We start from the raw sequence: 25,133 nt of genomic DNA, 5'->3' as shown, positions 1-25,133 counted from the left end.
GGCCGGCGTGCGCGGCCCTGCCTCAGCTCTGGTTGAAGAATCCGTCCGACCGGTGCGCGGCCGACTCGCCGCTGATGACCTGCGTGTCGGACGGGCTCAGCAGGAACACGCGGGTCGACACCCGCTCGATCGAACCCCGCAGGCCGAAGATCAGCCCGGCCGCGAAGTCGACCACACGCTTGGCGTCGCCGGGCTCCATCGCCGTCAGGTTCACGATGACCGGGACCCCCTCCCGGAACAGCTCGCCGATGGCACGCGCGTCCCGGAAGCTGTCCGGGGTGACCGTGGCGATGCGGCGGCCCTTGTCCTCGGCCGAGTCCGCGGCCACCTTGACCCGGGGGTCCGTGACCCAGGCGTCGCCGGAGTCGTTCCCCTCGGCGTAGTCGTCGTCGTAGTAGCGCTCGTCATCGTTGTCGTCGACGAGGCCGAGCCACGCACTCGCCTTGCGTACCGATCCCATGGACGCCTCCTCTCAAGCGGTCTTTCGTGCTTTCCGCATCCCTATGGTCATCCATGATGCGGACATCGCGCCAAGTGAACAGACGCCGCGCGGGGGGTTTGTGACGGTACTGGTGCACAGCGGATCCGTCGAGAGTCCGTGTGTCCCAAGGGTCCTTACTCAAACGGCTGCTGACTGTGAGTGAAATATGATTCTTCCCGGCGGACGGGTGAGGGACGAGGCGTACGGGTGAACGCGTCGGCCGGTACGATGCCGCAGCTCAAGCGTCGTACGAACCACGGGGGAGTGTCGTGTTCGGAATCGTCAGGCCTTGCCGGCACCGGCTCGGAGAGCGTCTCACGAGCCAGTGGATGGCGCATCTGTGCGGGCTGTGCCTCGCGTTGCGCGGGGACCACGGCCAGTTCGCTCGGCTCGTGACGAACTATGACGGGCTGCTCATATCGGTGTTGACGGAGGCTCAGTCCGGACCCGACGGCGCCGGTGCCGGTCGGCGCACGGCGGGCCCCTGCCCGCTGCGCGGGATGCGCACCGCGTCCGTCGCCCACGGCGAGGGTGCGCGGCTCGCGGCGGCCGTGTCCCTGGTGCTGGCCTCGGCGAAGGTCCGCGACCACGTCGTCGACGGGGACGGGCTGCTGGCCCGCAGGCCGGTGGCGCGTGCGGCCCGCCGGGTCGCCGCCGGCTGGGACGCGGCCGGGGCCCGGGCCGGGACGGCCGTCGGGTTCGACACCGCCGTCCTGGTGGACGCCGTGGACCGGCAGTCCGGCATCGAGGCGCTCGCCGGGCCGGGGACGCCGGTGCTCGTCGTCACCGAGCCCACCGAGACGGCCACCGCCGCCGCCTTCGCGCACACCGCGCACCTCGCCGGCCGGCCGCACAACGCCGCACCGCTCGCCGAGGCGGGACGCCTCTTCGGCCGGCTCGCCCACCTCCTGGACGCCGTGGAGGACCTGGAGACTGACGCAGCGTCAGGCGCCTGGAACCCGCTCACCGCCACCGGTACCTCCCTCACGGAGGCCCGGCGGCTGGCGGACGACGCCGTGCACGGGGTGCGGCTCGCGCTGCGCGAGGTGGAGTTCACCGACGGCAGGCTGGCTCACCGGCTGCTCGTGCACGAGCTGCGCACTTCCGTCGACCGCGCCTTCGGCACCCCCTCCTGCGCGCACGGCGCCGGACCGTACGCGCCGCCCGGCGCTCCGGGCGGACCCGGTGCGCCGATGCCGCCCGAGCCGCCGCGCCGCAACCGGCGCGGACTGCTCGCGGGCTGCGCCGTGTGGCTCGGGCTGGCCTGCACGTGCCAGCTGTGCTGCGGCACGTACTCCGACCCCTGGACCGGGGAGCGCAAGGAGGGCCAGTGCGCCAACTGCGACTGCAGCGGGTGCGACGGCTGCTGCAGTTGCTGCGACTGCTGCAGCAACTGCTGCGGAGAGGACGGGTGCGGGTGCGACGGCTGCGACTGCGGCTGCAGCTGAGACCGCGCCGGTCCGGCAGGACCTCAGTTGCCGTCCTTCAGCTCCGGAGGTGAGATCTCGGACTTCGCGATCGCGGAGTCCGTGGTCCCCCACTTCCGCAGGATCCTGTCGTACGTCCCATCGGCGATGAGCCCGTTCACCGCGGCCTGGAGGGCGGGCGCCAGCTTCGAGCCCTTCTTGAGGGCGAAGCCGACGTCCAGGCGGCGGAACTCGTTGAGGAACTTCAGGCCCTGCTGGTGGGCGACCGCGTAGCGCAGCCCGTTGATGGTGGACATCACGACGTCGCTGCGGCCCTGCTGGAGGGAGGACCAGAGTGCGCCGGGCTCGCTGTAGGTCTGCACCTCGTACGGCTTCTTCCCGGCGTCCGCGCACAGGTGCGCGTTCTCCTCCAGCGTGGCCTCGAAGGTGGTTCCGGCGCCGGTCGCCACGTTCAGCCCGCACAGCTGCGTGAGGTCGGTGACCTTCGACAGCTCGCTGTCCTCGCGGGCCGCGAAGCCCTGGCCGTCGTTGATGTAGGTGACGAAGTCGATGGTCCTGCGGCGTTCCTCGGTCACGCCGAAGTTGCCGGCGCCGACGTCGTACTTGCCGCTGCCCAGGGCGGGCAGGATCGCCTCGAAGGAGGCCTTCTCCGTGGTCAGCCGGATGTCGAGCGCCTTGGCGACGGCGTCGGCGAAGTCGACGTCCTGGCCGGTCAGCGTCCTGCCGTCGGGCAGGTAGGTGGTACCCGGCGGAGAGCCGCCGACGCTGACGGCGAGGGTGAGTTCCTCGGTGCCGGGCGGCAGCAGCTTCGCGGCGGCCGCGTTCCGTCCGACGCCGGAGACGACGTCGGTGGTGGGGAGCGCGTCGGAGCCGGCCGCCGCGCCCGCGACGTCCGCGGCGGGATCGCCGGAGCCGCACGCGGTGAGCAGCAGGGCCGCCGAGGTGATCAGGGCAAAGGGGGCGAAGAGTCTTTTTCGGGCGCGCGTGGGCGTACGCATGGTGAGCGGTCTCCTGGGAGCGAAGGCATGAGGGCAGCGCGAGGGGAGCGGTGCGTGTGAAGGCGGGACGGGAGAGGCGAAACCCGAAGAGGCCCCGACGGAGTCAGGAGGTCAGGGCAGGCAGGGAGGGTCGGCTCAACAGGAAGAGGACCACACGCGACCGAAGTCGATGTGGGAGCGCGTGACCAGCCACTGCTGCGGATGCATGGGCCAAGTGGAACAGGCATCCGGTTCCGCGTCAACGACTTGAGACAAGCAGCTCACAGTGTGGACAGCCTTGACAACGGACCGAAACGGCCCCGTACTCTCGGCGCACGGCCCTGCTGAGGGGCTCGGCCGTGTGAAGGCACCACCCACCGTGTCCGACTGACCCGATGTCACGGAGCCTTCGCATGTCCTCCGACACCCTCGCCCAGCATGCCGCCGTCCCGGAGACCCCGGACAAGGCCGGCACGCCGCGGATCGTCCCGCAACGCCGCTTCGGCCAGTGGACCGCCGCGGCCGCGGTCCTCCTCCTGCTCGCCCTGGCAGCCAACTCCGTCCTGCGCAACGACGCCTTCCAGTGGGGAGTCGTCGCCGACTACTTCACCTCCACCGCCGTCCTGCGCGGACTGTGGCTCACCCTCTGGCTGACCGCCGTCGTCATGGTCCTGGGCTTCGCCCTGGGCACGCTGCTCGCCGCGTTCCGCCTCTCCGCCAACCCCGTGCTGCGCGCGGTGAGCTGGGGCTACGTGTGGCTGTTCCGCTCCATCCCGATCCTGGTGCAGCTCCTGCTGTGGTTCAACATCGGCGCCCTGTACCCGCAGATCTTCGGCGTGAAGACCGTCGACCTGCTCGGCCCGGTCACCGTCGCGATCATCGGTCTGACCCTGCACGAGGCCGCCTACGCCGCCGAGGTGGTGCGCGGCGGCATCCTGTCCGTCGACCGCGGGCAGATCGAGGCCGCGCAGGCGCTCGGCCTGAGCCGCCGGCGCCGCTGGTGGCGGATCGTCCTGCCGCAGGCCATGCGCTCCATCGTGCCGCCCGCCGGCAACATGCTGATCGGCACCCTCAAGGGCACCTCCATCGTCAGCGTCATCGCCGTCCAGGACCTGCTGTACTCGGTGCAGCTCGTCTACCACCGCACCTACCAGGTCATCCCGCTGCTGATGGTGGCCACCGTCTGGTACACCGTCGTCACCTCGCTGCTCGGCGTCGGCCAGTACTACGTCGAGAAGCACTACGCGCGCGGCACGGAGCGCACCCGATGACCCGGCACTCCCTGGTCATCGTCGGCGCCGGACCGCGGGGCACGGGACTGCTGGAGCGCATCGCCGCCAACGCGCCGGAGCTGTACGCCGGTTCCGGCCTCGACATCCACCTCGTCGACCCGCACCCGCCGGGCGCCGGGCGCATCTGGCGCGAGCGGCAGTCCCCGCTGCTGTGGATGAACTCGCACGCCGAGGACGTCACCATGTTCACCGACGAGACGGTGGAGATGGCCGGACCCGTACGGCCGGGCCCCACCCTGCACGAATGGGCGGGCCTGGACGGCCGCACCTTCGCCGGCCGCCGGGTCCAGGGCGCGTACCTGCGCTGGGTGTACGAGCGTGCCGTGGCCGGCCTGCCCCCCGGCACCACCGTCCACCACCACCCGAGGCGTGCGGTGCGGGTCGACGGCCCGCGCGAGGCCGCCAGCGGGTGTGGCTGGAGGGCCGGACCCTTCCCCTCCTCGCCGACCTGGTCGTCCTCACCCTCGGCCACCTCGACGCCGAACCCGACGAGGAGCAACGGGAGCTGTCGGCGTATGCCCGCGCCCACGGCCTGGTCCACCTCCCGCCGGACTTCACGGCCGACAGCGACCTGTCCGCGCTGCGCCCCGGGGAACCGGTCCTCGTGCGCGGATTCGGGCTGGCCTTCGTCGACCTGATGGTGCTGCTGACCGAGGGCAGGGGCGGACGGTACGAAGGGGACGCATACGTCCCGTCCGGGCGGGAGCCGGTGCTGTACGTCGGCTCGCGGCGCGGGGTGCCGTACCACTCCAAGATCGGCTACGGCCTCACCGGCGTCCGGCCACCGCTGCCGAGGTTCCTCGGGCCCGCCGAGACCGACGCGCTGCTCGCCCGGCCGGACGGCTTCGACTTCCGCCGGGACGTGTGGCCGCTGGTGGAGAAGGAGCTGGGCTTCGCCCACTACCACCGGCTGTTCACCGCCCACCCCGAGCGGGTGTCCGGCGCCTGGGCCGCCTTCGAGGAGCAGTACGCGGCCGCCGGCCCGGCCGAGCGCGCCGCCCTCGTCGCCTCCGCCGTGCCCGACCCCGCCGACCGGCTCGACCTCGCCGCGCTCGACCGCCCGCTGGACGGGGTGAGGTACGGCTCCCCCGAGGAGCTGCAGGCCGGGCTGCGCCGGTACATCGAGGACGACCTCAGACGCCGTCACGACCCGGAGCACAGCCCCGACCTGGCGGTCTTCCTCGCCCTGCTCTCCGTCTACGGGCAGCTCGTCCGGCTCGGCGACATCGGCCCCTGGTGGCACGGCTTCTTCAGCCACCTGGCGTCCGGCCCGCCCGGCCCCCGGCTGCGGCAGATGCTCGCGCTGTCCCGGGCGGGCGTCCTGCGCTTCCTGGGCGCCGGCATGACGGTCGGCGCCGCCGACGGGGTCTTCCGGGCCGCCGGTGCCACCGTGCCCGGTGCCGTCGTCGAGGCCCGGGCGCTGGTCGAGGCGCGGCTGCCGCATCCCACCGTAGAGCGGGCCCGCGACCCGCTGCTGCGCTCGCTGCACGCCGACGGGGCCGCCGCGACCCCGGACGGGCTGCTGGCCGTGGACCGGGCCGACGGACGGGTGCTGGACCGGGCCGGCCGGCCGCACCCGCGGCGGTTCGCGCTCGGGCCGCACACCGACGCGCGCGGATCCGGCGCGTTCACCCGGCCCCGCACCGGCGGACCGGCGTTCCGGCAGAACGACGCCACCGCCCGGGCCGCGCTGGCGTTCCTGGGGCCGCCGAAGGCCCCCGCGGCGGCCCGGCGTCAACTTCTCAAGGAGTCCTCGTGATGAGCGTCATGGTCGACATCAGGTCCGTGCACAAGTCCTTCGGTCCGCTCCAGGTGCTCAAGGGCATCGACCTCGCCGTGCGCACCGGCGAGGTCACCGTGATCCTCGGCCCCTCCGGCTCCGGCAAGTCGACGCTGCTGCGCACCGTCAACCACCTGGAGAAGGTCGACCGGGGCACGATCAGCGTGGACGGCGAGCTGATCGGCTACCGGCGGTCCGGCGACCGGCTGCGCGAACTGCCCGAGCGCGAGGTGCTCAGGCAGCGCACGCGGATCGGCTTCGTCTTCCAGAACTTCCATCTCTTCCCGCACCTGACCGTGCTGGAGAACATCACCGAGGCACCGGTCTCCGTGCTCGGACGTCCCCGCCGCGCGGCCGCCGAGGCGGCGCGCCGGCTGCTGGAGAGGGTGGGCCTCGCCGACAAGGCAGGCGCCTACCCCGGGCAGTTGTCCGGCGGGCAGCGGCAACGGGTCGCCATCGCGCGGGCACTCGCGCTGGAGCCGAGGGTGCTGCTCTTCGACGAGCCGACCTCCGCGCTCGACCCCGAACTGGTCGGCGAGGTCCTGGACGTCATCAGGGACCTGGCCCGGCAGGGCACCACCATGATCGTCGTCACGCACGAGATCGGCTTCGCCCGCGAGGTCGCCGACACGGTGGTGTTCATGGACGACGGGCGGATCGTCGAGCAGGGGCCGCCCGGTGACGTACTGGACCGCCCGCAGCACGAGCGCACCCGGGCGTTCCTCTCCAAGGTCCTGTGACCCGAGGACCTCCGAAGCTGTCGGAAAGGGCTTCTCCGCAATGACCTCACCGAACGGACGGCGGCTGCACCTGGCCGCCGCCCTCGACCACTCCCCGGACCACGGGGGCGTCCCCTGCCTGGAGCCGGCGCGGCTCGCCGAACGCGGCGCACTCGACTTCGTGACCCTCGGCGACGACGCCGCCCGTCCCGGCACCGAGGCGCTCGCCGTACTGTCCCGGGTGGCGCCCGCCACGCACCGCGTCGGTCTGGTGCCCACCGTCCCCACCGCCTGCACCGGGCCCTTGGGCGAGCCCTTCGACGTCCAGGCGGCCGTGGCGGATCTCGACCGGGTCAGCCGCGGCCGGGCCGGCTGGCGGATCGGGGCGTCCACCACCGAGGGCGCGGCCGCCGACGCGGCGGCGCGGCTGTGGGGCGGCCGGGAGGGCGCCTCGATCGTGCCAGGCCCTGCGCAGGGCCGTCCGGTACGCGTGCTCGACGCCACCGAACCGCCCGCCCGGCCGGCCGGCGCCCGGTACGCCGACGTCGTGCTGGTGCGGACCGCGAGTCCCGCCGAGGCCGCCGCGGTGCGGGCCGGACTGCGGGCGTCCGCGGCGGAGTACGGCCGCGACCCGGACGGGCTTCGGGTGCTGGTGAGCCTCGGCATCGACCTCGGGGACGGCGAGTACGCGGCCGACCCGGGCCACGGCGGGGGCGGCCCCCGGGCCACTCGGCGCGGCCCGCTGTACCGCGGCGGCCCGGTCGGCCTCGCGGACCTGATCGCCGCCTGGCACCGGGAGGGCGCCGTCGACGGCTTCCACCTGGTGCCGGCCGAGCCGCGACGCGACCTGGAGCGGCTCGTCAACGGGACCGTGTCCCTGCTCCAGCACCGGGGCCTGTTCCGCACCTTCTACCCGGGCAGCACGCTCCGGGACCACCTGGGCCTGCGCCGCCCCGCCGACCGGCACCCCGTGACGGGGCGAGCGTGATGAACGCGGCCCGGGAGACCCCTCCGGCACCTTCGGGCCCGCCCCGGTGCCGCCGAACCGATCCGGAAAGGCCGATCCCATGACGGCAGACGCATCCGAAGACTGGAAGCGCCGGCACGAACGGCGTGTCGCGACGGTGGCGGCGCCCTACGGGCCGCTCGCGCTGACGGGCACGCACTGGCTGGAGGACCATCCGGACGGCCGGCTCCCGGGCGTCCCGGGGCGCTGGGCGGCCGACGGTGACGCCGTGGTCCTGACGGGCGCCGCGGCGGACGGACTGACCGTGGACGGACGGCCCTTCGCCGGTCAGGCGCGGCTCACGGCCGATCAGGGGCCGGTGAGCGGAGCGCGGGTGGCGTACGGCGAGCGGCGCCTGGTCGTCCTGGTCCGCGAGGGCGTCTGGGGCGTGCGCGACTACGACCCGGCGGCCCCGGCCCGGCGGGCGTTCCGCGGCATCACGGCCACGCCGTACGACCCGCGCTGGTCGGTGCCGGGACGCTTCACGCCGTACGACACCGGGCAGCGCAATGTGCGCGTGCCGAACGCCGACGGCCGCGAGCGCGGTCTCGGCCTCGGCGGGGAGCTGGCGTTCACCCTGGCCGGGCGTGAGCTGACGCTCCAGGTGACCGTCGAGGAGAACGGTTCGCTGTGGGCCGTCTTCGCCGACTCCACCAGCGGCAGCACCAGTTACCGCTTCCGGTTCCTGCGCCCGGCCGCGCCGGACGCCGAGGGGCGTACGACGGTCGACTTCAACCGTGCGCTGTTGCCGCCGTGCGCGTTCGCCGACCACTTCCTCTGCCCGTTCCCCCCGCCGGGGAACACACTGGACACCGCGATCGAGGCGGGGGAGCGCCAACTGCTCTGAGCCGGGCCGGAAGGAGCCCGCACGGATCGTTCATGTGCCCGACGGCCGAAAGGCACTCTTGCGCCGACCGGCCGTTCGGCCGAATACTCCCCCACAGCGCTTGTCAGGGGCACGGCGGATTCCGGAATCCGGAGGTCCGTGGTCTCTGGCTGCGCCTCACGGGCCCGGCAACCCCACGACTGGGCCCCCGACTTCCCCTGTGGAGGAACGACAAGTGAGGATCAAGCGCACCACCCCCCGCAGCGGTATCACGAGACGGACCCGGCTGATCGCCGTGACCACCGGACTCATGGCCGCCGCCGCGATCGCGGTCCCCAGCGCGAACGCGTCCGACACCCCCAGCACCTTCAGCGCCGCCGAGCTCAGGAGCGCCAGCGGCTCGGTGCTGGAGGCCGATGTCCCGGGCACCGCCTGGGCCGTCGACAGCAAGACCGGCCGGGTGCTCGTCACCGTCGACAGCACGGTCTCCCAGGCCGAGATAGCGAAGATCAAGAAGCAGGCCGGCGACAACGCCGGCGCGCTCACGATCAAGCGCACCCCCGGCACGTTCAGCAAGCTGATCCAGGGCGGCGACGCCATCTACGCGAGCAGCTGGCGCTGCTCCCTCGGCTTCAACGTCCGTGCGAGCAACGGCACCGAATACTTCCTGACCGCCGGTCACTGCACCGACGGCGCGGGCACCTGGTACTCCAACTCCGGGCGTACCACCGTCCTCGGCTCCACCGCCGGCTCCAGCTTCCCGGGCAACGACTACGGCATCGTGCGGTACACCAACACGTCCGTGAGCAAGCCCGGCACCGCGAACGGCGTGGACATCACCCGCGCGGCCACCCCGAGCGTGGGCACCACCGTCATACGCGACGGCTCGACGACCGGCACCCACAGCGGCCGGGTCACCGCTCTCAACGCCACGGTCAACTACGGCGGCGGCGACATCGTCTCCGGGCTGATCCAGACCACGGTCTGCGCCGAGCCCGGCGACTCCGGCGGCCCGCTCTACGGCAGCAACGGCACCGCGTACGGTCTGACCTCCGGCGGCAGCGGCAACTGCTCCTCCGGCGGCACGACCTTCTTCCAGCCCGTCACGGAGGCCCTGAGCGCCTACGGCGTCAGCGTCTACTAGGCCGTCCTCCGAGCAAGACCCAGCGGACGCAGCCAGCGGCACGACGAGCCCCCGCACGCAACTGCCGTGCGGGGGCTCTCCCTTGCCCGCATGCCGGAGTTACCGTCTGAAGAGCGCACAAAGAGCACCCGATGCGCCCACTTCGGACCCTGGGGGCCGTGATGGCCGAGGAGCTGGTGGTGGCGGGAGCGACGCTCGCGTCCGTCGGAGCGGTGTACGTGATGGCGGCGGCGCGGGTCGTCAAACAGTACGAGCGGGGCGTGGTGGTCCGGCTCGGCAGGCTCCGATCGACCGGGTGGAGATCAAGGACGTGTCGCTGCCCGAGACCATGAAGCGGTCGATGGCCCGGCAGGCCGAGGCCGACCGGGACGGCGGGCCCGGGTCATCAACGCCGACGCCGAGCTGCAGGCGTCGAAGAAGCCGGCCGAGGCGGCCAAGGAGATGTCCGAGCGGCCGGCCGCGCTGCAACTGCGGCTGCTGCAGACGGTGGTGGCGGTCGCCGGAGCCGGATTCCGGGGCCCAAGAGGCGAATTCAAGACAGGAGTAGACCTCACCGTCCGGTGACGGGTTACTCGCTCGTAGTGTTTGCAGTGCGAACCGGCCTGGGCGGGCGGGGACGGTGAAGACCGTGTGGGTGCCCTGGAGTTGTCGTGCGCACGTCTTGAAGTCGACCTTGTGTGCACCCTGTGGGGTTCGGAAGAGTGAACGCTCGTCAACCAGCCTTCCGGCTCGTGAGGTCCCCACAACCTCCGGGCCGACCCCCCACAGGAGGACGTGAGTTGAAGCACCGACGCATACCCAAGCGGCGGGCAGCCGCGGCAGGTGCGGGAATCGCCGCACTGGTCGTCGCGGGAGTCACCTTCCAGAGTGCGAACGCCAGCGAGCCCCCGAAGGCCTCCGAGCCCGAGACCCTGTCGGTCGCGGCGGCCGGAAAGCTCGCTTCCACGCTGCTCGGCGACCTCGGCGCCGACGCGGCGGGCACGTACTACGACGCCAAGGCCAAGAGCCTCGTGGTCAACGTGCTCGACCGGGCCGCCGCGCGGACCGTCGAAGAGGCCGGCGCCGAGGCGAGAATCGTCGAGAACTCGCTCGCCGAGCTGAAGAGCGCCCGCACCACCCTCAAGCAGGACGCGACCATCCCGGGCACGTCCTGGGTGACCGACCCGACCACCAACAAGGTCGTCGTCACCGCCGACCGCACGGTCTCGAAGGCCGAGTGGGCCAAGCTGACGAAGGTGGTCGACGGGCTCGGCGCCAAGGCCGAACTCAAGCGCACCGAGGGGGAGTACAAGCCCTTCGTCGCGGGCGGCGACGCCATCACCGGAAACGGCGGGCGCTGCTCGCTCGGCTTCAACGTGACCAAGGGCGGCGAGCCGTACTTCCTGACCGCCGGGCACTGCACCGAGGGGATCACGACCTGGTCGGACTCCTCGGGCAACGTGATCGGCGAGAACGAGGCGTCCAGTTTCCCGGGCGACGACTACGGCCTGGTCAAGTACACCGCCGACGTGGACCACCCGAGCGAGGTGAACCTCTACGACGGCTCCGCGCAGGCCATCTCGGGCGCCGCGGAGGCCACCGTCGGCATGGAGGTCACCCGCAGCGGCTCCACGACCCAGGTGCACTCCGGCACGGTCACCGGCCTCGACGCCACGGTGAACTACGGCAACGGCGACATCGTCAACGGCCTGATCCAGACCGACGTCTGCGCCGAGCCCGGCGACAGCGGCGGTTCGCTCTTCTCGGGCGACAAGGCGGTCGGCCTCACCTCCGGCGGCAGCGGCGACTGCACCTCGGGCGGGGAGACCTTCTTCCAGCCGGTGACGGAGGCCCTGTCGGCGACCGGCACGCAGATCGGCTGAGGACACGCCTTCGGTGAAGTCCTGAGCAGATGCCTTCAGTGAAGTCCCGCCCCGCGCGCGAGGGGCGGGACTTCCGCGTGTGTGCGAAGGGGTCAGGTGACCTGGGTGGGCAGCTCCGCCTCGCGCCGCTTGCGGCGCAGTGCCGCCGCCAGCATCGTGATCACGACCCCGGCGAGCGCCCACGCCGACAGCACCAGCAGGGCGCCTGTGGCGGCGTTGCCCTCGAAGTACGCGATCGAGCGTGCCGCCCAGGTGCCCGCGCCCGGCGGCAGCGCCGGCCCGATCGCCTTCCAGAACGGCGGCAGCATCGGCAGCGGGAAGGCACCGCCCGCGCTCGGGTTGCCCGCGATCACCACCAGCAGGATCGCCAGCCCGATGCCGACGATCCCGAAGACGCCCTGGAGCGCGAGCGTGGCGGCGCCGACGGCGAAGGTGACCAGGGCGCCGAGCCCCCACAGGGCCGCCACGCTGCCGGGCAGGGCGCCCAGAACGGGGCCGGTGATCACCGCGCCGCCCAGGCCGCCGACGGCCGAGACCAGCGCCATCACGATCAGCCGGATCGCCGCGCGGCGCGGGTTCGCGGGCCGGGCGCCGGTGCTGATCGCCAGGATCGAGGCGCACAGATAGCCGCCGACGCACCACCCCACGACCAGGTAGAAGGACGACAGCCCGTCGAAGTCCTGCGGGGAGGCCGGGGCCACGTCGACGGTCCGCACCGTGCGCTCCTCGGCCTTCTCCAGCTCGGTGACGATGCGCTCCAGGGTGGTGGCGAGGACGGTGCCGCCGCCGGAGGCGACGAGCAGCGTGTCCCTGTTGCCGGCCGGGTCCGTGATCAGGGCGCCGTCGATCTTCCGGTCCATGATCTGCTTCCGGGCACGCTCCTCGCCGGCCACCGGGCGCGGGTCCAGGGGCGAACCGGGCAGCCGCTCCAGCCGGGCCACCGCCTGCCCGGCCGCAGCCGGGGGTGCGACGACGCCGAAGGGCACGTCCTTCGGTTCCGGGTCGTGCAGCGCCCCCACGTAGGAGGCGATGAACAGCAACTGGAGGGCGATCACACCGAGCACGAGCAGCGTGGCCCGAGGGGTGACGGCGTCCTTCACCTCGCCGGGGAAGGAGCCGTGCCGGGCGTCGGCACCGGTGGTCTGTGACATGTCCCCACAGTCCGGGTCTCCGGGCGTTTGCGCAGGTGGGGCGGGGCCGAACGGATGTCGCACACGCATTCGAAAATTGGTCTATGGTGGGGGTGAGGTAGTTGGGAACAGACGTTCGATAGGGCGTCGGAGCTCACCAGTGCGGGAGGTGCGTGTGCCGGGTTTCACGCATCTGCACACCGTCTCCGGGTTCTCCCTGCGGTACGGGGCCTCCCACCCGGAGCGGCTGGCCGAGCGTGCCGCCGAACGGGGCATGGACGCCCTCGCCCTCACCGACCGCGACACCCTCGCGGGTGCGGTCCGCTTCGCCAAGGCCTGCGCGCGGGCGGGCATCCGTCCGCTGTTCGGCGCGGAGCTGGCGGTGGCGGCACCCGCGCCCGAGACCGACCGCACGGAGACCTCCGTACGCCGGGACCGGCGCCGCGCCCCCGTGCGCGGAGGCGCCTTCGTCGACGAGTCGGCCCCCCGGGTGACCTTCCTCGCCCGGGACGGTGCCCGCGGCTGGGCCGACCTGTGCCGGCTCGTGTCCGCCGCCCACACCGCGCCGGACACCCCCCTGCTCTCCTGGGCCGACAACCACGCCGGCGGCCTGACCGTCCTGCTCGGCCCCGCCTCCGACGTCGGCCGCGCCCTCGCCGCCGGCCGCCCCGACCGCGCGGCGAAGCTCCTCGCCCCCTGGCGGGAGGTGTACGGCGACGCCCTGCGCCTGGAGGCCGTCTGGCACGGCCGCAAGGGCACCGGCCCCGGCTCCCTGCGCCTGGCCGCCCGTACCGTCGGCTTCGCCGCCGAGCAGGGCGTCCGCCCCGTGCTGAGCAACGCCGTCCGGTACGCCGACCCCGGTCTGGGCCCGGTCGCCGACGTGCTGGACGCGGCCCGCCGCCTGGTGCCGATCGACGCGACCAAGGAGCTGGACTCCGGCGAGGCCTGGCTCAAGGACGCCGGTGCCATGCGGCACGCCGCCGAGCGGGTGGTGGAGGCCGCGGGCCTGAGGCGCGAGGCCGCCCACCGTCTGCTGGAGCAGACCCGGGAGACGGCCGCCGCATGCCTGGTCGACCCCGAGGACGACCTCGGCATGGGCGCCGTCCACTTCCCCGAGCCGCACCTCGTCGGCGCCGGCCGCCGCACCGCCCAGCGCGCGCTCGCCTCCCGGGCGGCGGCGGGGATGGTGCTGCGCGGCTACGACCGGCGGCGCGACCGCCGGCAGTACTGGGAGCGGATGCACCACGAGCTGGACATCATCGCCCACCACGGCTTCGCCTCCTACTTCCTCACCGTCGCCCAGGTGGTGGACGACGTACGGGACATGGGCATCCGGGTCGCGGCGCGCGGCTCCGGCGCGGGCTCGCTGGTCAACCACCTCCTCGGCATCGCGCACGCCGACCCGGTCGAGCACGGGCTGCTGATGGAGCGCTTCCTGTCCAAGGAACGGGTCGTGCTGCCCGACATCGACATCGACGTGGAGTCCGCGCGCCGCCTGGAGGTCTACCGCGCGATCATCGACCGGTTCGGCACCGAACGGGTCGCCACGGTCGCGATGCCGGAGACGTACCGGGTGCGCCACGCCATCCGCGACGTCGGCGCCGCGCTGTCCATGGACCCGGCCGAGATCGACCGCGTCGCCAAGTCCTTCCCGCACATCCGCGCCCGCGACGCCCGCGCGGCGCTGGAGGAGCTGCCCGAGCTGAGGGGGCTGGCGGGGGAGAAGGAGAAGTACGGGAAGCTCTGGGAACTGGTCGAGGCCCTGGACGCCCTCCCGCGCGGCGTCGCCATGCACCCCTGCGGTGTCCTCCTGTCCGACGCCTCCCTGCTCTCCCGTACGCCGGTCATGCCGACCAGCGGCGAGGGCCTGCCCATGGCCCAGTTCGACAAGGACGACGTCGAGGACCTCGGGCTGCTCAAGCTGGACGTGCTGGGCGTGCGGATGCAGTCGGCGATGGCGCACGCGGTCGCCGAGGTGGAGCGGGCGACGGGGGAACGGGTCGACGTGGACGCGGTGCCGGACGGCGATCCGGCGACGTACCGGCTCATCCGCTCCACCGAGACGCTGGGCTGCTTCCAGATCGAGTCGCCGGGACAGCGGGACCTGGTCGGGCGGCTCCAGCCGGCCACGTTCCACGATCTCGTCGTCGACATCTCGCTCTTCCGGCCCGGTCCGGTCGCCGCCGACATGGTGCGGCCCTTCATCGAGGCGCGGCACGGGCGGGCGCCGGTGAGCTACCCGCACCCGGACCTGGAGGAGCCGCTGAAGGGCACGTACGGGGTCGTGGTCTTCCACGAGCAGATCATCGACATCGTGGACATCATGACCGGCTGCGGACGCGGTGAGGCCGACCGGGTGCGGCGCGGGCTGTCCGACCCGGAGTCGCAGGGCCGGATCAGGGTCTGGTTCGCGCAGCACGCGGCGGCGAGGGGATACGACGCAGAAACGATTCAGCGCACCTGGGAGATCGTCGAGGCGTTCGGCTCCTACGGCTTCTGCAAGGCCCACGCCGTCGCCTTCGCCGTCCCCACCTACCAGTCGGCCTGGCTGAAGGCCCATCACCCGGCCGCCTTCTACGCCGGGTTGCTCACGCACGACCCCGGCATGTACCCGAAGCGGCTGCTGCTGGCGGACGCGCGGCGGCGCGGGGTGCCGATCCTGCCGCTGGACGTGAACAAGTCGGGGGTCGCACACAGGATCGAACTGGTGTCTGAAAAGCGGAGGGCTTCCGTGTGGGGCCTCCGCCTGGCCCTCTCCGACGTGCACGGCATCAGCGAGGCCGAGGCCGCACGGATCGCCGAGGGGCAGCCGTACGCCTCCCTGCTCGACTTCTGGGAACGGGCCAGGCCCAGCCGTCCGCTGGCCGGACGGCTCGCCCAGGTCGGCGCGCTGGACGCGTTCGGCGCCAACCGCCGCGACCTGCAACTCCATCTGACCGAACTGCACCGCGGCGCCCGGGGCGGACGCGGGGACCAGCTCCCCCTCGCCGGCGGACGGAAGACGGCGTCCGCCGGGCTGCCCGACCTCACCTCGGCGGAGAAGCTCAGCGCCGAACTGGGCGTGCTGTCCATGGACGCCTCGCGCAACCTGATGGACGACCACCGCACCTTCCTGAACGAGCTGGGCGTGATGCCGGCCAGGCGGCTGCGCGACGCGCGGCACGGGGAGACGGTGCTGGTCGCCGGCGCCAAGGCGGCCACCCAGACCCCGCCCATCCGGTCCGGCAGGCGCGTCATCTTCTCCACGCTGGACGACGGCACCGGCCTGGTCGACCTCGCCTTCTTCGACGACTCCCACGACGCCTGCGCCCACACCGTCTTCCACTCCTGGCTGCTGCTGGTGCGCGGTGTGGTGCAGCGCCGCGGCCCGCGCAGCCTCAGCGTGGTGGGCTCCGCCGCCTGGAACCTCGCCGACCTGCTGGAGGTGCGCCGGGAGGAGGGGCTGGAGGGAGTCGCGGCCCGGCTGGCCGGCGCCCCCGGCGCCGCTGCGGCGGCTGCGACCACGGCCGGTGACGGCGACGGCGGCGGCCCGGCGTCGCGCGGACGGTCCGCCGGTACGGACGGGCGGCCCGCGCCGGACGGCGCCACGGACCGGGAGCCGGGGGAGCGGCGGAAGATCCGCATGCCCACGGGGTACGAGATGCACCCCTGGGCCGATCTGCGTCCCGCGGGCGAAGGGTCCGCGGTGGGACGGAAGTTGTGGCACCAGAGTCCGGGGAGTGCGGGATGACCATCCTCTGCGTACGTTTCCAGCTGCCGCCGATGTACGAGGCGGCCCTGCCCCAGCTGCTCGGGTTGCTGGAGGAGTTCACCCCGGTCGTCGAGGCGCTGCCGCCGGACGGCGCGCTGGCCGATCTGCGGGGCGCCGAGCGGTACTTCGGGCGCAGTGCCGTGGAACTGGCGTCGGTGATCCGCGTCCGGGCCCTCGCCCTGCACGGCGTCGACTGCGTGATCGGCGCCGGACCCGGCCCGATGCTGGCCCGCATGGCGCTGCGGGACGCCCGGCCCGGGGTGACCTGCGCGGTGCCCGAGGACGCGCCCGGGGAGTTCCTCGCCGGCAAGCCCGTCGCCGCGCTCCCCGGCGTGGGTCCCGCGACCGCCCGCACCCTGTGCGAGTACGGACTGGACACCCTCGGCCGGGTCGCCGCCGCACCGCTGTCCACGCTCCAGCGGCTGGTCGGCGCGAAGACCGGCCGCGACCTGCACGAGAAGGCGCAGGGCATCGACCGCGGCCGGGTCGTCCCGAACGGCGTCTCCCGCTCGCTCGCGACCGAACGCCCCTTCACCCGCGACGAACTGGACCCCGACCGGCACCGCCGCGCCCTGCTCTCGGCCGCCGGGGAACTGGGCGCCCGGCTGCGCGCCGTGGACAAGGTCTGCCGCACCCTCACCCTCACCGTGCGCTACGCCGACCGCTCCGCCACCACCCGCAGCCGCACCCTGGAGGAGCCGACGGCGCACTCCGCGTCGCTGACGAGGACCGCGTACGCCATGTACGAGGCGCTCGGCCTGCAGCGCGCCCGGGTCCGCTCGCTGACCCTGCGCGCCGAGGGCCTAGCCCCCGCCGAGCAGGCCTCCCACCAGCTCACCTTCGATCCGGTGGACGAGAAGGTCCGCCGGATCGAGGAGGTCGCCGACCGCGCGCGGGCGAAGTTCGGACCGAGGGCGGTGATGCCGGGGTCGCTGGCGGCGTGACGCCCCCGCGGGTCAGTTGGCCCACGGGGGCGCGAACCGGGCGCCGTCGGCGAACTCGGCCTCCAGGCCGACGGAGGTGGTGACCCAGGAGGTCGCGGTCCGGTCGGTGGGGTTCTCGACGGCGAGGGTCGATCCGGAGTTGATGATCACGGTGTCGCCCGCGGTGACGCGCTCGGTGCGGCCGTCCAGGGTGATCAGCAGTTCGCCGGTGAGCAGGTGGAAGATCTCCTCCCGGTTCACGGTGTGCGCGGGCGCCCTGGTCCCCGCCGGGATCTCGCCCCGCCAGGCGCAGAGCTCCTTGCTGCCGGTGCGGGGTGTGGCGTACGAGACGAAGCGGGCGCCGTGGATCTCGTGGGTGACGGCCTCGGACGAGCGGACGACGGGCATGACGGACTCCTTATTGGTCAAGTTGTTTGACTATATGAGCTCATGGTCAAGCAGCTTGACCAGTCCGTCAAGGGTGTTTCAATGCAGGCGTGCAGAACTCCGAGGCCCTGACCCTGACCGCCGCCCTGCTCGCCGCCGCGGGCGAGCTGACCCAGCGCATCAACGAGGGCGTCGAAGCCCGCGGTTTCGAGGGACGGCCCGCCTACGGGTTCGCCTTCACCCGGCTCGCCCCGGACGGCGCGACGGTCACCGACCTCGCCGTGCACCTGGGGGTGACCAAACAGGCGGCGAGCCAGCTCGTCGACGAGCTGGCCCGCAAGGGATACGTCGAGCGGCGGCCCCATCCGGACGACGCGCGTGCGCGGCTCGTCGTGCTGACCGAGCGGGGGTGGGCCTGCACGCGGGCGGCGGAGGAGGCCGCGGCGGAGGCCGTGCGGGCCTGGGCCGACCTGATCGGCGAGGGCGAAGTGCGCATGCTGGGCGACCGCTTGCTGCGGATCGCGCCCAACGGCCCTGTCAGGCCCGCCTGGTGAGCCGGGGTCTGTCCGGCCCGAGCCGCCGGACAGACCCCGGAGCGGGTGGTTCAGCGACCGTGCCGGCCGCCGCTCACCGCCCGTCGGCGGACCGACGCGAACAGCACCGCCGCGCCGAGCGCCAGGGCGGTGGCGCCCCCGACCGCGAGGTACGTCGTGCTGCTGTCGCCGCCGGTCTCGGCGAGGTTCCCGGTGCCGGCGCCGGCGGCCTTGACCTGGTTCGGCTCACCGGCCGCGGCGGCGGCCTCCGTCGCCTCGCCCCGGCCTGCCCCGTCCGCAGGGGCGGTGGCATCCGCCGGGTCGGTCGGGTCCGTCGTCGTGGCGGCGTCCTGGTCGCCGTGCCCGTGGTGCTCGATCGTCGACTTGTCGGCCGCCGCCGCGATCTGCTCCTCGGACGGGGCCGAGGCCGTGGGCGCCGGGGCGGCGCCGCCCGCCGGCTCCTCGCCGCCGCCGGAACCGCCGCTGCCGCCGCCGAAGGAGACGTCCGAGCAGGAGTAGAACGCCTCCGGGCTGTCCGAGCGCTGCCAGACCGCGTACAGCAGGTGCTTGCCGGACCGCTCGGGCAGGGTGCCGGAGAAGGTGTAGAACCCGCCCGACGCGACCGGGTCGGTGACCGTCGCCACCGGGGCGGACAGGTCCAGGTCGCCCCAGCCCAGAGGCTTCGCCGGGTCGTAGCCGGGCTTGGTGATGTACACCTTGAACGTGCCCTTGTGCGGGGCGGTCACGCGGTACTTGAAGGTGTACGAGCCGCTGCTCACGCTCGTCGCCGGCCAGTCGGCGCGGGCCAGGTCCATCCCCTTGAACTGCGGGTCGTTGGCGCTGCACAGCTTGCCGTCCGGGATCAGCTCCTGATGCTTGCCGGCGGCGTTGCCGATGCGGATGCCGTTCCAGTCGTACAGCGCCTGCGTGCCGCCGGCCGCGACCGCCGCCCTGCACGCGGCCGACTTCGGGCTCTCGGGGCCCTCGGCGTAACACTGCGAGACACGGCTGACCGGGTCGCCCATGGAGCCGTGGGCGGACGCGGGCGCGGCCGTCAGCGCGCTGAGGGCGAGGGGGACGGCACCGACGACGGCGACGGCGGCGACCCTGCGGGATGCGGGCATGGGGAAACTCCTCGAAACGGTCACTGGGAAGGTGGGCCGGAACCCGTGGGGTGATCAGCAAGCTAGCCCCAAGAAACCGCGGAATCGCCTGCTGGAGGCGGGTGGAGGAGATCCTTATGGTCGCGTTAAGGGAGTGCTCAGGCTGCGCTCAGGTAGCTACCGTTCCCGGTATGAGGAACGAGGAGATCAGGCCGGCCACCGCCGCCGACGTACCCGCGGTGAGGGCCGTCACCGACGCGGCGTACCACCACTACATCGAGCGCATAGGTGTGGTGCCGGCGCCCATGGAGGCGGACCACGCGGCGGACGTGGCCGGGGGAAGGGTGTTCGTCACGGGCGACCCCGTGGTGGGCCTCGTCGTGGTCGAGGCGTTCGCGGACCACCTGTTCCTCGACAGCATCGCCGTCCACCCCGACGCGCACGGCACGGGCGTGGGGCGGCGGCTGCTCGGCTTCGTCGACGCCCACGCGCGTGCGCTGGGTCTGCCCGAGGTCAGGCTCTACACCAACGCCATGATGTGGGAGAACCAGCAGATCTATCCGAAGTACGGGTACGAGGTCGTCGAGCGGCGCGTGGACGGGCCCTACGACCGCATCCACTACCGCAAGGTGCTGCTCCGGCGCGTCTCCTGAGCGCCGGCCGTCTCAGCCGTCCGGCCACCAGGTGCGTGCGATGTCCTTGCGGACCTCCGGCCGCCCCGAGGGGCGCTCGTCGGCCTCCTCCCGGACCTGGCGGGCGTCCGTCTTCTTCAGGGGCTTCTGCACGGTCACACGGCGCATGGCTGCCTCCTCACGGATCCACCGGGTTCCGTGTTCTCACGGAGGTAGACCCTTTTCGCGAGAGTTCCTCATCGGCACAGCCCTGTCAGTGGCGGCGGTCACGATTCGACTGTCAGTGGCGGCTGTCACCCTGGGGGCATGACGAACGACGGTGACGGGACGACTCCGCCCGGTGTCGACTGGGACGCGCAGGCCGCCGTCTTCGACGACGAACCGGACCACGGCCTGCGCGACGCGGACGTCCGCCGTGCCTGGGCCGCCCGGCTGCGCTCCTGGCTGCCCGCGCGGCCGGGCGACGTCCTCGACCTCGGCTGCGGCACCGGCAGCCTGTCGCTGCTCGCCGCCGAACAGGGACACCGCGTCACCGGCGTCGACCGGTCCCCGGCCATGGTCGAGCGGGCCAGGGCCAAACTCGCCGGGCGTGACGCCGTGTTCCTGACCGGTGACGCGTCGGCACCTCCGGTGGGGGAGCGATGCTTCGACGCCGTCCTCGTCCGGCACGTGCTGTGGACGCTGCCCGACCCCGGCCGGGCCCTGCGGCAGTGGCGGGAGGTGCTGCGCCCGGGCGGGCGGTTCGTCCTGGTCGAGGGCGTGTGGGGGACCGTCGCCCCGGTCGGCATACCCGCCGGCCGGCTCACCGCCCTCCTCGCACCGCTGGCCGGACGGGTGCGCGTGGAGCGGCTGTCGGACGACCCGTCGCTGTGGGGGAGAGAGGTCGACGACGAGCGGTACGCGGTGGTCGCGGAGACGGCCCGGCCCGGCACTCCTACGCCAGCAGCGCCGTGAAGCCGTCCCCGCGGGCCAGCCCCTCCAGCTCGTCCAGCGCGGCCACGGCGGCCGCGGCGGCCCGCGGGTCCCGCTCCGCCAGGCCGCTCTCGGCGAACTCGTCCTCGTCCAGCCGCCGTACGTCCGTGCCGTCCGCGGAGCGCCACAGGTCCAGGTCGAGGTCCTCCACGACCAGTTCCGTGCCGGTGCGCACGGCCGGGCGGGTGATGTCGCAGTACCAGCCCTTGAGCGCGCCCGAGCCGGCGCGGACCTCCTTGACGGAGTACCAGCGGTCGCGCCAGTAGTACTCGGTGAAGACGTCACCGGCCTCGAAGCGCACGAAGCCGAAGTCGCGGACGACGTCACCGGCCCAGGGGGCGCGGACGGCGATCCGGGTGCCGTCGTCGTGCAGGAGCACGCTGTCGTACCGGATCTTCGTGCGGCCCGCCTTGACCAGGACGACCTCCACCCGCTCCCGCCCCTCAGCCGAGTTCGCGGACATAGCGCACCTCCGTTCCGCAGATCTCGTACCCGAGCCGCTTGTTGACGGCGAGCATCGGTGCGTTGTCGGTGTCGTTGCCCGTGAACGCCTCCGTGTACCCGGCGGCGCGGGCCCGGTGCAGGGAGGCCGTCTTGACGAGCCGGGCAAGGCCCCGGCCGCGGTACGCGCGGGCGGTGCCGGTCATGGCGGTGGAGTAGCGTCCGCGGCCGTCGGTGAACGCGGAACTGAAGGCGACGGGGCGGCCGTCGACGACCGCGACCGTGGTCAGGCCGTGGTCGAGCAGCGGATGCCGCCAGGTCTCGGCGAGCCACGCCTCGTAGTCCGTGAACTCCACGTCGACGTCGCCGGGTTCGTCCGCCATCGTCTCGGCGTCCAGCGCGAACAACGGGCGCGGATCGTCCGCGTAGTCGGCCGCGGTGCGCAGCTCCACGCCGGCGGGCGGGGACGGCGGGGGCGGGAGCGTGCCGTTCGCCAGGTCCAGCCGGAGGAAGTACGCGGAGCGCCGCCGCTCGTAGCCGTGCCGTTCGGCGAAGGCCCGGTTGCCGGGCTCGTCCAGCACCCAGGCGAACAGCCTCGTCGCCCCCTCGGCCGCCAGGTACTCCTCGGCCGTCCGCACCAGGAGTCCGCCGGCGCCGCGCCGCAGCCGCTCCGGGTGCACGTAGACGTTGAGGTACGCCTGGCCCGGCTCCGGGCTGTCGTGGACCAGCCCGACCTGGGCCGTGCCGATCGTCTCCCCGTCCTCCTCGGCGACGAGGGACCGGCTCCGGGCGTCCGGGTGGGTGTGGAGCAGATGGTGGAGGACGCCGGCCGGGGTCCACAGGATGAACGGCAGGGCGAGATGACGGACACGGGCGAATGCCTCGACGTCGGCGGGGACGTCGGGACGCAGGTCGCGTACAAGGACGGTCATGGAGGCGCACGCTACGGCGAGCGCACGCCCCGATGCCTCCCATTTTCCGCCGGGTGCGCGACAATCGCCGCGTGACCTTGCAGATCCACATCGACGACGGCGCGCCGCCCTACGAGCAGGTGCGCGCCCAGATCTCCGAGCAGGCGCGGTCGGGGGCGCTGCCGGTCGGGTACCGGCTGCCGACCGTGCGGGGCCTCGCCGAGTCCCTGGGGCTCGCCGCGAACACGGTCGCCAAGGCGTACCGCGCCCTGGAGGCGGACGGGGTGATCGAGACGCGCGGGCGCAACGGCACGTTCGTCGCGGCCGCGGGCTCGGCGGCCGAGCGCGAGCTGGCGTCCGCCGCGCAGGTCTACGCCGAGCGGGCCCGGCGGCTCGGGCTCACGGAGAAGGACGCGACGGCCGCCGTTCGGGACGCCCTGCGGGCGGCCTACGGCGACTGAGCGCGGTCCCGGCCAGGGCAGCACCCGTCTGCGGGTGCGTCACGGCTGGTCAGCGCCCGCCCGGTGGAGCCGCACGCCGTCACGCCCGCACCCCTTCGGGCGTCCGGGTGACCGTCAGGCCCGCTGTCCGCGCCAGCCGGGCGAAGGTCCGAGCGTCCCCCACCGCCGCCGCGTTCGGGTCGTTGTTGAAGTACGCGTACACGTCGTGGTCGTCCGCCCAGGTCGTCGCGACACGGTCCACCCAGGTCCGCAGGGACCGGCTGCCGTAGTGCGGCCAGGCGGCGGCGCGTCCCTGGTGGAAGCGGACATAGCCCCAGTCGGCGGTGCGCCACAGGGGGGTGACCGGGCGGGCCAGGACGTCGGCCCAGCACAGGGCGGCGCCCCGGGACGTGAGGACGTCCCGCACCTCGGGCGTCCACCAGGAGTCGTGCCGGGGTTCCACCGCGATCCGCGTGCCCGGCGGGAAACACGCGAGGCAGGCGTCCAGCAGCCGTGCGTCGGCCCGCAGGGTCGGTGGCAGCTGCAGCAGGACGGGGCCCAGGCGGTCGCCCAGGCCCGCCGCGTGGCTCATCAGGCGGTGCACCGGCTCCTCGGGGTCCCGCAGGCGTTTGATGTGGGTGAGGTAGCGGCTCGCCTTGACCGCGACCACGAAGTCCGCCGGTACCCGTTCCCGCCACGCCTCGAAGGTCTCCCGTGTCGGCAACCGGTAGAACGCGTTGTTGATCTCGACCGTCGCGAAGCCGGCCGCGTACCGTTCCAGCCACAGCCGCACGGGCAGGCCCGGCGGGTACAGGGCGTCCCGCCAGTCCCGGTACTGCCAGCCCGACGTGCCGACGAACAGGGTCATACCCCCATCAAAGCAGCTACAGGTAGAGCCCCGCCCGCGCCCCGTCCCGCGGTTCCGGCAGCGCGGTCGGCGAGGTGCCGCGGCGCAGCGCGTACAGCTCCGCCAGCGTCGCGCCCTCGCGCCCGACGCCGTCCTCGGTGCCGAGCCAGCTCACCGCCTCCGGCCGGGTCAGCGGGCCGACCTCGATGCGGGCCAGGCAGCGGCCGGGGCGGACGACGGCGGGGTGGAGGCGTTCCAGGTCCTCGTTGGTGGTCACGCCCACCAGGACGTTGCGGCCCTGGCCGAGCAGGCCGTCCGTCAGGTTCAGCAGCCGCGACAGTGCCTGGCCGGCCGTGTGCTTGGCCTCCCCGCGGATCAGCTCGTCGCAGTCCTCCAGGAGCAGCAGCCGCCAGCGTCCCTTGCCCGCCGCGTCCTCCTCGCCGATGGCGATGTCCATCAGATAGCCGACGTCGGAGAAGAGCCGTTCCGGGTCCAGTACGCAGTCCACCTGGCACCAGTCCCGCCAGGACCGGGCGAGGGTGCGCAGCGCGGAGGTCTTGCCGGTGCCGGGCGGCCCGTGCAGGAGCAGCAGGCGGCCCGCGATGTCCTCGGGGGTCGTCTTCATCAGGCGGTCCATCGCCTCGGCCACCGGGGCGGTGTAGTTGGCGCGGATCTCGTCCCAGGTGCCCGCGGAGATCTGCCGGGTGGTGCGGTGCGGGCCGCGCCGCGGGGAGACGTACCAGAAGCCCATGGTCACGTTCTCCGGCTGCGGCTCGGGCTCGTCCGCCGCGCCGTCCGTCGCGTCGCCGAGCACCTTCTCGGCCAGTTCGGCGCTGGTCGCCGTCACCGTGACGTCGGCGCCGCGGTTCCAGCGCGAGACCAGCAGGGTCCAGCCGTCGCCCTCCGCGAGCGTGGCGCTGCGGTCGTCGTCGCGGGCGGCCCGCAGCACGCGCGCTCCGGGCGGCAGCAGCGTCGCCCCGGACCGTACGCGGTCGATGTTCGCCGCGTGCGCGTACGGCTGCTCGCCCGTCGCGAAACGGCCGAGGAACAGCGCGTCGACGACATCGGAGGGGGAGTCGCTGTCGTCGACGTTGAGCCGGATCGGCAGGGCGTCGTGTGGGTTCGCGGACATGCCGCCATGATCGGGCACGCGGACGCCGTGTGCACCCGGTTTCCCGGCCACCGCCCCCCGACGTGGGCGGGCGGGCTTCCGACGCGGCTCGGGTCGCCGCCGTACCGGACGGCGACACGGTTCCCGCGCCGGGCGGCCCGGCGACCACTGCCGTCACCGCAGGACTTGCCCGACCGCACCGTCACCCGACACGGCACGGCCGTGCGCGACACGCGGCCGGCGCCGCCCAGTCGCCCTGGTCCGTACGACGCGGCCCGCTCACCTTCCTCACGCCCCCGGCCACGGCACCGCACCCGGCCCGGACCGTCACGGTGCCGACGTGTCCGGGCCGTCGGCAGTGGTGCCGCGCCCGGTGCGCGCGGATCGTGCGGTGGTGCCGGGACGTGCCCGGGTGCCGGTGCGGGTGGGTCGGTCGGT

General features: G+C 73.4%; 23 protein-coding genes and 2 pseudogenes. 15 read left to right on the top strand and 10 right to left on the bottom strand.

All coding sequences use genetic code 11. The features are described 5' to 3' along the window. Nucleotides 1-22: 22 nt before the first annotated feature. On the bottom strand, nucleotides 23-460 hold the full coding sequence (locus tag H0H10_RS11100; RefSeq protein WP_188180714.1) for a cell division protein SepF: 438 nt from the start codon (nucleotides 458-460) through the stop codon (nucleotides 23-25). 290 nt (nucleotides 461-750) lie between these two features. Between H0H10_RS11100 and H0H10_RS11095 the strand changes: the two genes are divergently transcribed. Continuing rightward, the gene (locus H0H10_RS11095; protein WP_188180713.1) at nucleotides 751-1,929 is read left to right on the top strand and encodes a DUF5685 family protein; all 1,179 of its coding nucleotides are present in this window, start codon (nucleotides 751-753) and stop codon (nucleotides 1,927-1,929) included. 23 nt (nucleotides 1,930-1,952) lie between these two features. On the opposite strand, the gene H0H10_RS11090 is transcribed toward H0H10_RS11095, so the two are convergent. Beyond that, the gene (locus tag H0H10_RS11090) at nucleotides 1,953-2,906 is read right to left on the bottom strand and encodes an ABC transporter substrate-binding protein (protein WP_188180712.1); all 954 of its coding nucleotides are present in this window, start codon (nucleotides 2,904-2,906) and stop codon (nucleotides 1,953-1,955) included. Nucleotides 2,907-3,298: 392 nt separating this feature from the next. Here H0H10_RS11090 and H0H10_RS11085 point away from each other — a divergent pair, with 392 nt between their 5' ends. The 8 genes and pseudogenes from H0H10_RS11085 to H0H10_RS11050 all read left to right on the top strand — a co-directional run bounded on the left by H0H10_RS11085 (nucleotide 3,299) and on the right by H0H10_RS11050 (nucleotide 11,514). Further along, nucleotides 3,299-4,156: an amino acid ABC transporter permease gene (locus H0H10_RS11085; RefSeq protein WP_188180711.1), complete on the top strand. Its 858-nt coding sequence runs from the start codon at nucleotides 3,299-3,301 to the stop codon at nucleotides 4,154-4,156. Further along, nucleotides 4,153-5,936 (top strand): annotated as a pseudogene (locus tag H0H10_RS11080) (FAD/NAD(P)-binding protein). Before H0H10_RS11085 ends, H0H10_RS11080 begins: the two are co-directional and overlap by 4 nt. Next, nucleotides 5,936-6,697, top strand: coding sequence for an amino acid ABC transporter ATP-binding protein (locus H0H10_RS11075; protein ID WP_306420941.1), 762 nt, complete (start codon nucleotides 5,936-5,938; stop codon nucleotides 6,695-6,697). The pseudogene H0H10_RS11080 and the gene H0H10_RS11075 overlap by 1 nt, the downstream one beginning before the upstream one ends. A gap of 40 nt (nucleotides 6,698-6,737) precedes the next feature. After that, complete coding sequence (locus H0H10_RS11070) at nucleotides 6,738-7,664, top strand: LLM class flavin-dependent oxidoreductase (RefSeq protein WP_188180710.1); 927 nt, start codon at nucleotides 6,738-6,740, stop codon at nucleotides 7,662-7,664. 79 nt (nucleotides 7,665-7,743) lie between these two features. Further along, nucleotides 7,744-8,529: a DUF1684 domain-containing protein gene (locus tag H0H10_RS11065; protein ID WP_188180709.1), complete on the top strand. Its 786-nt coding sequence runs from the start codon at nucleotides 7,744-7,746 to the stop codon at nucleotides 8,527-8,529. 214 nt (nucleotides 8,530-8,743) lie between these two features. Then, the gene (locus H0H10_RS11060; protein WP_188180708.1) at nucleotides 8,744-9,652 is read left to right on the top strand and encodes a S1 family peptidase; all 909 of its coding nucleotides are present in this window, start codon (nucleotides 8,744-8,746) and stop codon (nucleotides 9,650-9,652) included. 286 nt (nucleotides 9,653-9,938) lie between these two features. Beyond that, nucleotides 9,939-10,153, top strand: a pseudogene (locus H0H10_RS41210) (SPFH domain-containing protein); the annotation flags it as partial. 278 nt (nucleotides 10,154-10,431) lie between these two features. Then, nucleotides 10,432-11,514 (top strand): S1 family peptidase, encoded by a 1,083-nt coding sequence (locus H0H10_RS11050; protein WP_188180707.1) that lies wholly within the window; start codon nucleotides 10,432-10,434, stop codon nucleotides 11,512-11,514. Between the two features lie 92 nt (nucleotides 11,515-11,606). Here H0H10_RS11050 and H0H10_RS11045 read toward each other — a convergent pair whose 3' ends face one another. After that, nucleotides 11,607-12,665 carry an ABC-2 transporter permease gene (locus H0H10_RS11045; protein WP_188180706.1) on the bottom strand — a complete coding sequence of 353 codons (1,059 nt, stop codon included), beginning with the start codon at nucleotides 12,663-12,665 and terminating at the stop codon, nucleotides 11,607-11,609. Nucleotides 12,666-12,819: 154 nt separating this feature from the next. Here H0H10_RS11045 and H0H10_RS11040 point away from each other — a divergent pair, with 154 nt between their 5' ends. Then, nucleotides 12,820-16,374, top strand: coding sequence for a DNA polymerase III subunit alpha (locus H0H10_RS11040; RefSeq protein ID WP_188180705.1), 3,555 nt, complete (start codon nucleotides 12,820-12,822; stop codon nucleotides 16,372-16,374). Further along, a complete protein-coding gene (locus tag H0H10_RS11035; RefSeq protein WP_188180704.1) occupies nucleotides 16,371-17,339 on the top strand; it encodes a DNA polymerase Y family protein in 969 nt (322 codons plus the stop codon). Before H0H10_RS11040 ends, H0H10_RS11035 begins: the two co-directional genes overlap by 4 nt. Nucleotides 17,340-17,351: 12 nt before the next feature. Here H0H10_RS11035 and H0H10_RS11030 read toward each other — a convergent pair whose 3' ends face one another. Then, entirely contained in the window at nucleotides 17,352-17,726 is a 375-nt protein-coding gene (locus H0H10_RS11030; protein WP_188180703.1) for a cupin domain-containing protein, read from the bottom strand. An 89-nt stretch (nucleotides 17,727-17,815) separates the two neighbouring features. Between H0H10_RS11030 and H0H10_RS11025 the strand changes: the two genes are divergently transcribed. Next, nucleotides 17,816-18,259 (top strand): MarR family winged helix-turn-helix transcriptional regulator, encoded by a 444-nt coding sequence (locus H0H10_RS11025; protein WP_188180702.1) that lies wholly within the window; start codon nucleotides 17,816-17,818, stop codon nucleotides 18,257-18,259. A gap of 50 nt (nucleotides 18,260-18,309) precedes the next feature. Here the strand turns inward: H0H10_RS11025 and H0H10_RS11020 are convergent, their stop codons facing one another. Next, nucleotides 18,310-19,362, bottom strand: a complete 1,053-nt coding sequence (locus H0H10_RS11020) for a lytic polysaccharide monooxygenase auxiliary activity family 9 protein (protein ID WP_188180701.1) — start codon at nucleotides 19,360-19,362, stop codon at nucleotides 18,310-18,312. A gap of 170 nt (nucleotides 19,363-19,532) precedes the next feature. Between H0H10_RS11020 and H0H10_RS11015 the strand changes: the two genes are divergently transcribed. Continuing rightward, nucleotides 19,533-19,994: a GNAT family N-acetyltransferase gene (locus H0H10_RS11015; RefSeq protein WP_188180700.1), complete on the top strand. Its 462-nt coding sequence runs from the start codon at nucleotides 19,533-19,535 to the stop codon at nucleotides 19,992-19,994. Nucleotides 19,995-20,006: 12 nt separating this feature from the next. Here the strand turns inward: H0H10_RS11015 and H0H10_RS40515 are convergent, their stop codons facing one another. Then, complete coding sequence (locus H0H10_RS40515; RefSeq protein ID WP_262506248.1) at nucleotides 20,007-20,141, bottom strand: hypothetical protein; 135 nt, start codon at nucleotides 20,139-20,141, stop codon at nucleotides 20,007-20,009. Between the two features lie 138 nt (nucleotides 20,142-20,279). On the opposite strand from H0H10_RS40515, the gene H0H10_RS11010 reads away from it, so the two are divergent. Next, a complete protein-coding gene (locus H0H10_RS11010) occupies nucleotides 20,280-20,927 on the top strand; it encodes a class I SAM-dependent methyltransferase (RefSeq protein WP_188180699.1) in 648 nt (215 codons plus the stop codon). Here the strand turns inward: H0H10_RS11010 and H0H10_RS11005 are convergent. Both H0H10_RS11005 and H0H10_RS11000 read right to left on the bottom strand, forming a co-directional pair. After that, nucleotides 20,908-21,408 (bottom strand): ribonuclease FAU-1 family protein, encoded by a 501-nt coding sequence (locus H0H10_RS11005; RefSeq protein WP_188180698.1) that lies wholly within the window; start codon nucleotides 21,406-21,408, stop codon nucleotides 20,908-20,910. The genes H0H10_RS11010 and H0H10_RS11005 overlap by 20 nt on opposite strands. Beyond that, nucleotides 21,389-22,318, bottom strand: a complete 930-nt coding sequence (locus H0H10_RS11000; RefSeq protein ID WP_188180697.1) for a GNAT family N-acetyltransferase — start codon at nucleotides 22,316-22,318, stop codon at nucleotides 21,389-21,391. The genes H0H10_RS11005 and H0H10_RS11000 overlap by 20 nt, the downstream gene beginning before the upstream one ends. A 71-nt stretch (nucleotides 22,319-22,389) precedes the next feature. Here H0H10_RS11000 and H0H10_RS10995 point away from each other — a divergent pair, with 71 nt between their 5' ends. Then, nucleotides 22,390-22,758, top strand: coding sequence for a GntR family transcriptional regulator (locus H0H10_RS10995; RefSeq protein WP_188180696.1), 369 nt, complete (start codon nucleotides 22,390-22,392; stop codon nucleotides 22,756-22,758). A 79-nt stretch (nucleotides 22,759-22,837) separates the two neighbouring features. On the opposite strand, the gene H0H10_RS10990 is transcribed toward H0H10_RS10995, so the two are convergent. Continuing rightward, nucleotides 22,838-23,605 (bottom strand): DUF72 domain-containing protein, encoded by a 768-nt coding sequence (locus H0H10_RS10990; RefSeq protein ID WP_188180695.1) that lies wholly within the window; start codon nucleotides 23,603-23,605, stop codon nucleotides 22,838-22,840. A gap of 16 nt (nucleotides 23,606-23,621) precedes the next feature. After that, nucleotides 23,622-24,716: a DUF5925 domain-containing protein gene (locus H0H10_RS10985; RefSeq protein ID WP_188180694.1), complete on the bottom strand. Its 1,095-nt coding sequence runs from the start codon at nucleotides 24,714-24,716 to the stop codon at nucleotides 23,622-23,624. Nucleotides 24,717-25,133 lie beyond the last annotated feature (417 nt).

The organism is Streptomyces griseicoloratus, from assembly GCF_014534645.1.
In the GTDB taxonomy this organism is placed as follows: domain Bacteria; phylum Actinomycetota; class Actinomycetes; order Streptomycetales; family Streptomycetaceae; genus Streptomyces; species Streptomyces griseicoloratus.
Note: the sequence above shows the minus strand (reverse complement) of the source record. Positions and strands in the feature narration are given on the sequence as shown.

What these genes read in the sequence shown, in the direction of transcription:
- H0H10_RS11100 (WP_188180714.1), bottom strand. Translation starts at nt 460, where the DNA reads ATGGGATCGGTACGCAAGGCGAGTGCGTGGCTCGGCCTCGTCGACGAC.
- H0H10_RS11090 (WP_188180712.1), bottom strand. Translation starts at nt 2,906, where the DNA reads ATGCGTACGCCCACGCGCGCCCGAAAAAGACTCTTCGCCCCCTTTGCC.
- H0H10_RS11085 (WP_188180711.1), top strand. Translation starts at nt 3,299, where the DNA reads ATGTCCTCCGACACCCTCGCCCAGCATGCCGCCGTCCCGGAGACCCCG.
- H0H10_RS11075 (WP_306420941.1), top strand. Translation starts at nt 5,936, where the DNA reads ATGAGCGTCATGGTCGACATCAGGTCCGTGCACAAGTCCTTCGGTCCG.
- H0H10_RS11070 (WP_188180710.1), top strand. Translation starts at nt 6,738, where the DNA reads ATGACCTCACCGAACGGACGGCGGCTGCACCTGGCCGCCGCCCTCGAC.
- H0H10_RS11065 (WP_188180709.1), top strand. Translation starts at nt 7,744, where the DNA reads ATGACGGCAGACGCATCCGAAGACTGGAAGCGCCGGCACGAACGGCGT.
- H0H10_RS11045 (WP_188180706.1), bottom strand. Translation starts at nt 12,665, where the DNA reads ATGTCACAGACCACCGGTGCCGACGCCCGGCACGGCTCCTTCCCCGGC.
- H0H10_RS11035 (WP_188180704.1), top strand. Translation starts at nt 16,371, where the DNA reads ATGACCATCCTCTGCGTACGTTTCCAGCTGCCGCCGATGTACGAGGCG.
- H0H10_RS11030 (WP_188180703.1), bottom strand. Translation starts at nt 17,726, where the DNA reads ATGCCCGTCGTCCGCTCGTCCGAGGCCGTCACCCACGAGATCCACGGC.
- H0H10_RS11020 (WP_188180701.1), bottom strand. Translation starts at nt 19,362, where the DNA reads ATGCCCGCATCCCGCAGGGTCGCCGCCGTCGCCGTCGTCGGTGCCGTC.
- H0H10_RS11015 (WP_188180700.1), top strand. Translation starts at nt 19,533, where the DNA reads ATGAGGAACGAGGAGATCAGGCCGGCCACCGCCGCCGACGTACCCGCG.
- H0H10_RS40515 (WP_262506248.1), bottom strand. Translation starts at nt 20,141, where the DNA reads ATGCGCCGTGTGACCGTGCAGAAGCCCCTGAAGAAGACGGACGCCCGC.
- H0H10_RS11010 (WP_188180699.1), top strand. Translation starts at nt 20,280, where the DNA reads ATGACGAACGACGGTGACGGGACGACTCCGCCCGGTGTCGACTGGGAC.
- H0H10_RS11005 (WP_188180698.1), bottom strand. Translation starts at nt 21,408, where the DNA reads ATGTCCGCGAACTCGGCTGAGGGGCGGGAGCGGGTGGAGGTCGTCCTG.
- H0H10_RS11000 (WP_188180697.1), bottom strand. Translation starts at nt 22,318, where the DNA reads ATGACCGTCCTTGTACGCGACCTGCGTCCCGACGTCCCCGCCGACGTC.
- H0H10_RS10990 (WP_188180695.1), bottom strand. Translation starts at nt 23,605, where the DNA reads ATGACCCTGTTCGTCGGCACGTCGGGCTGGCAGTACCGGGACTGGCGG.
- H0H10_RS10985 (WP_188180694.1), bottom strand. Translation starts at nt 24,716, where the DNA reads ATGTCCGCGAACCCACACGACGCCCTGCCGATCCGGCTCAACGTCGAC.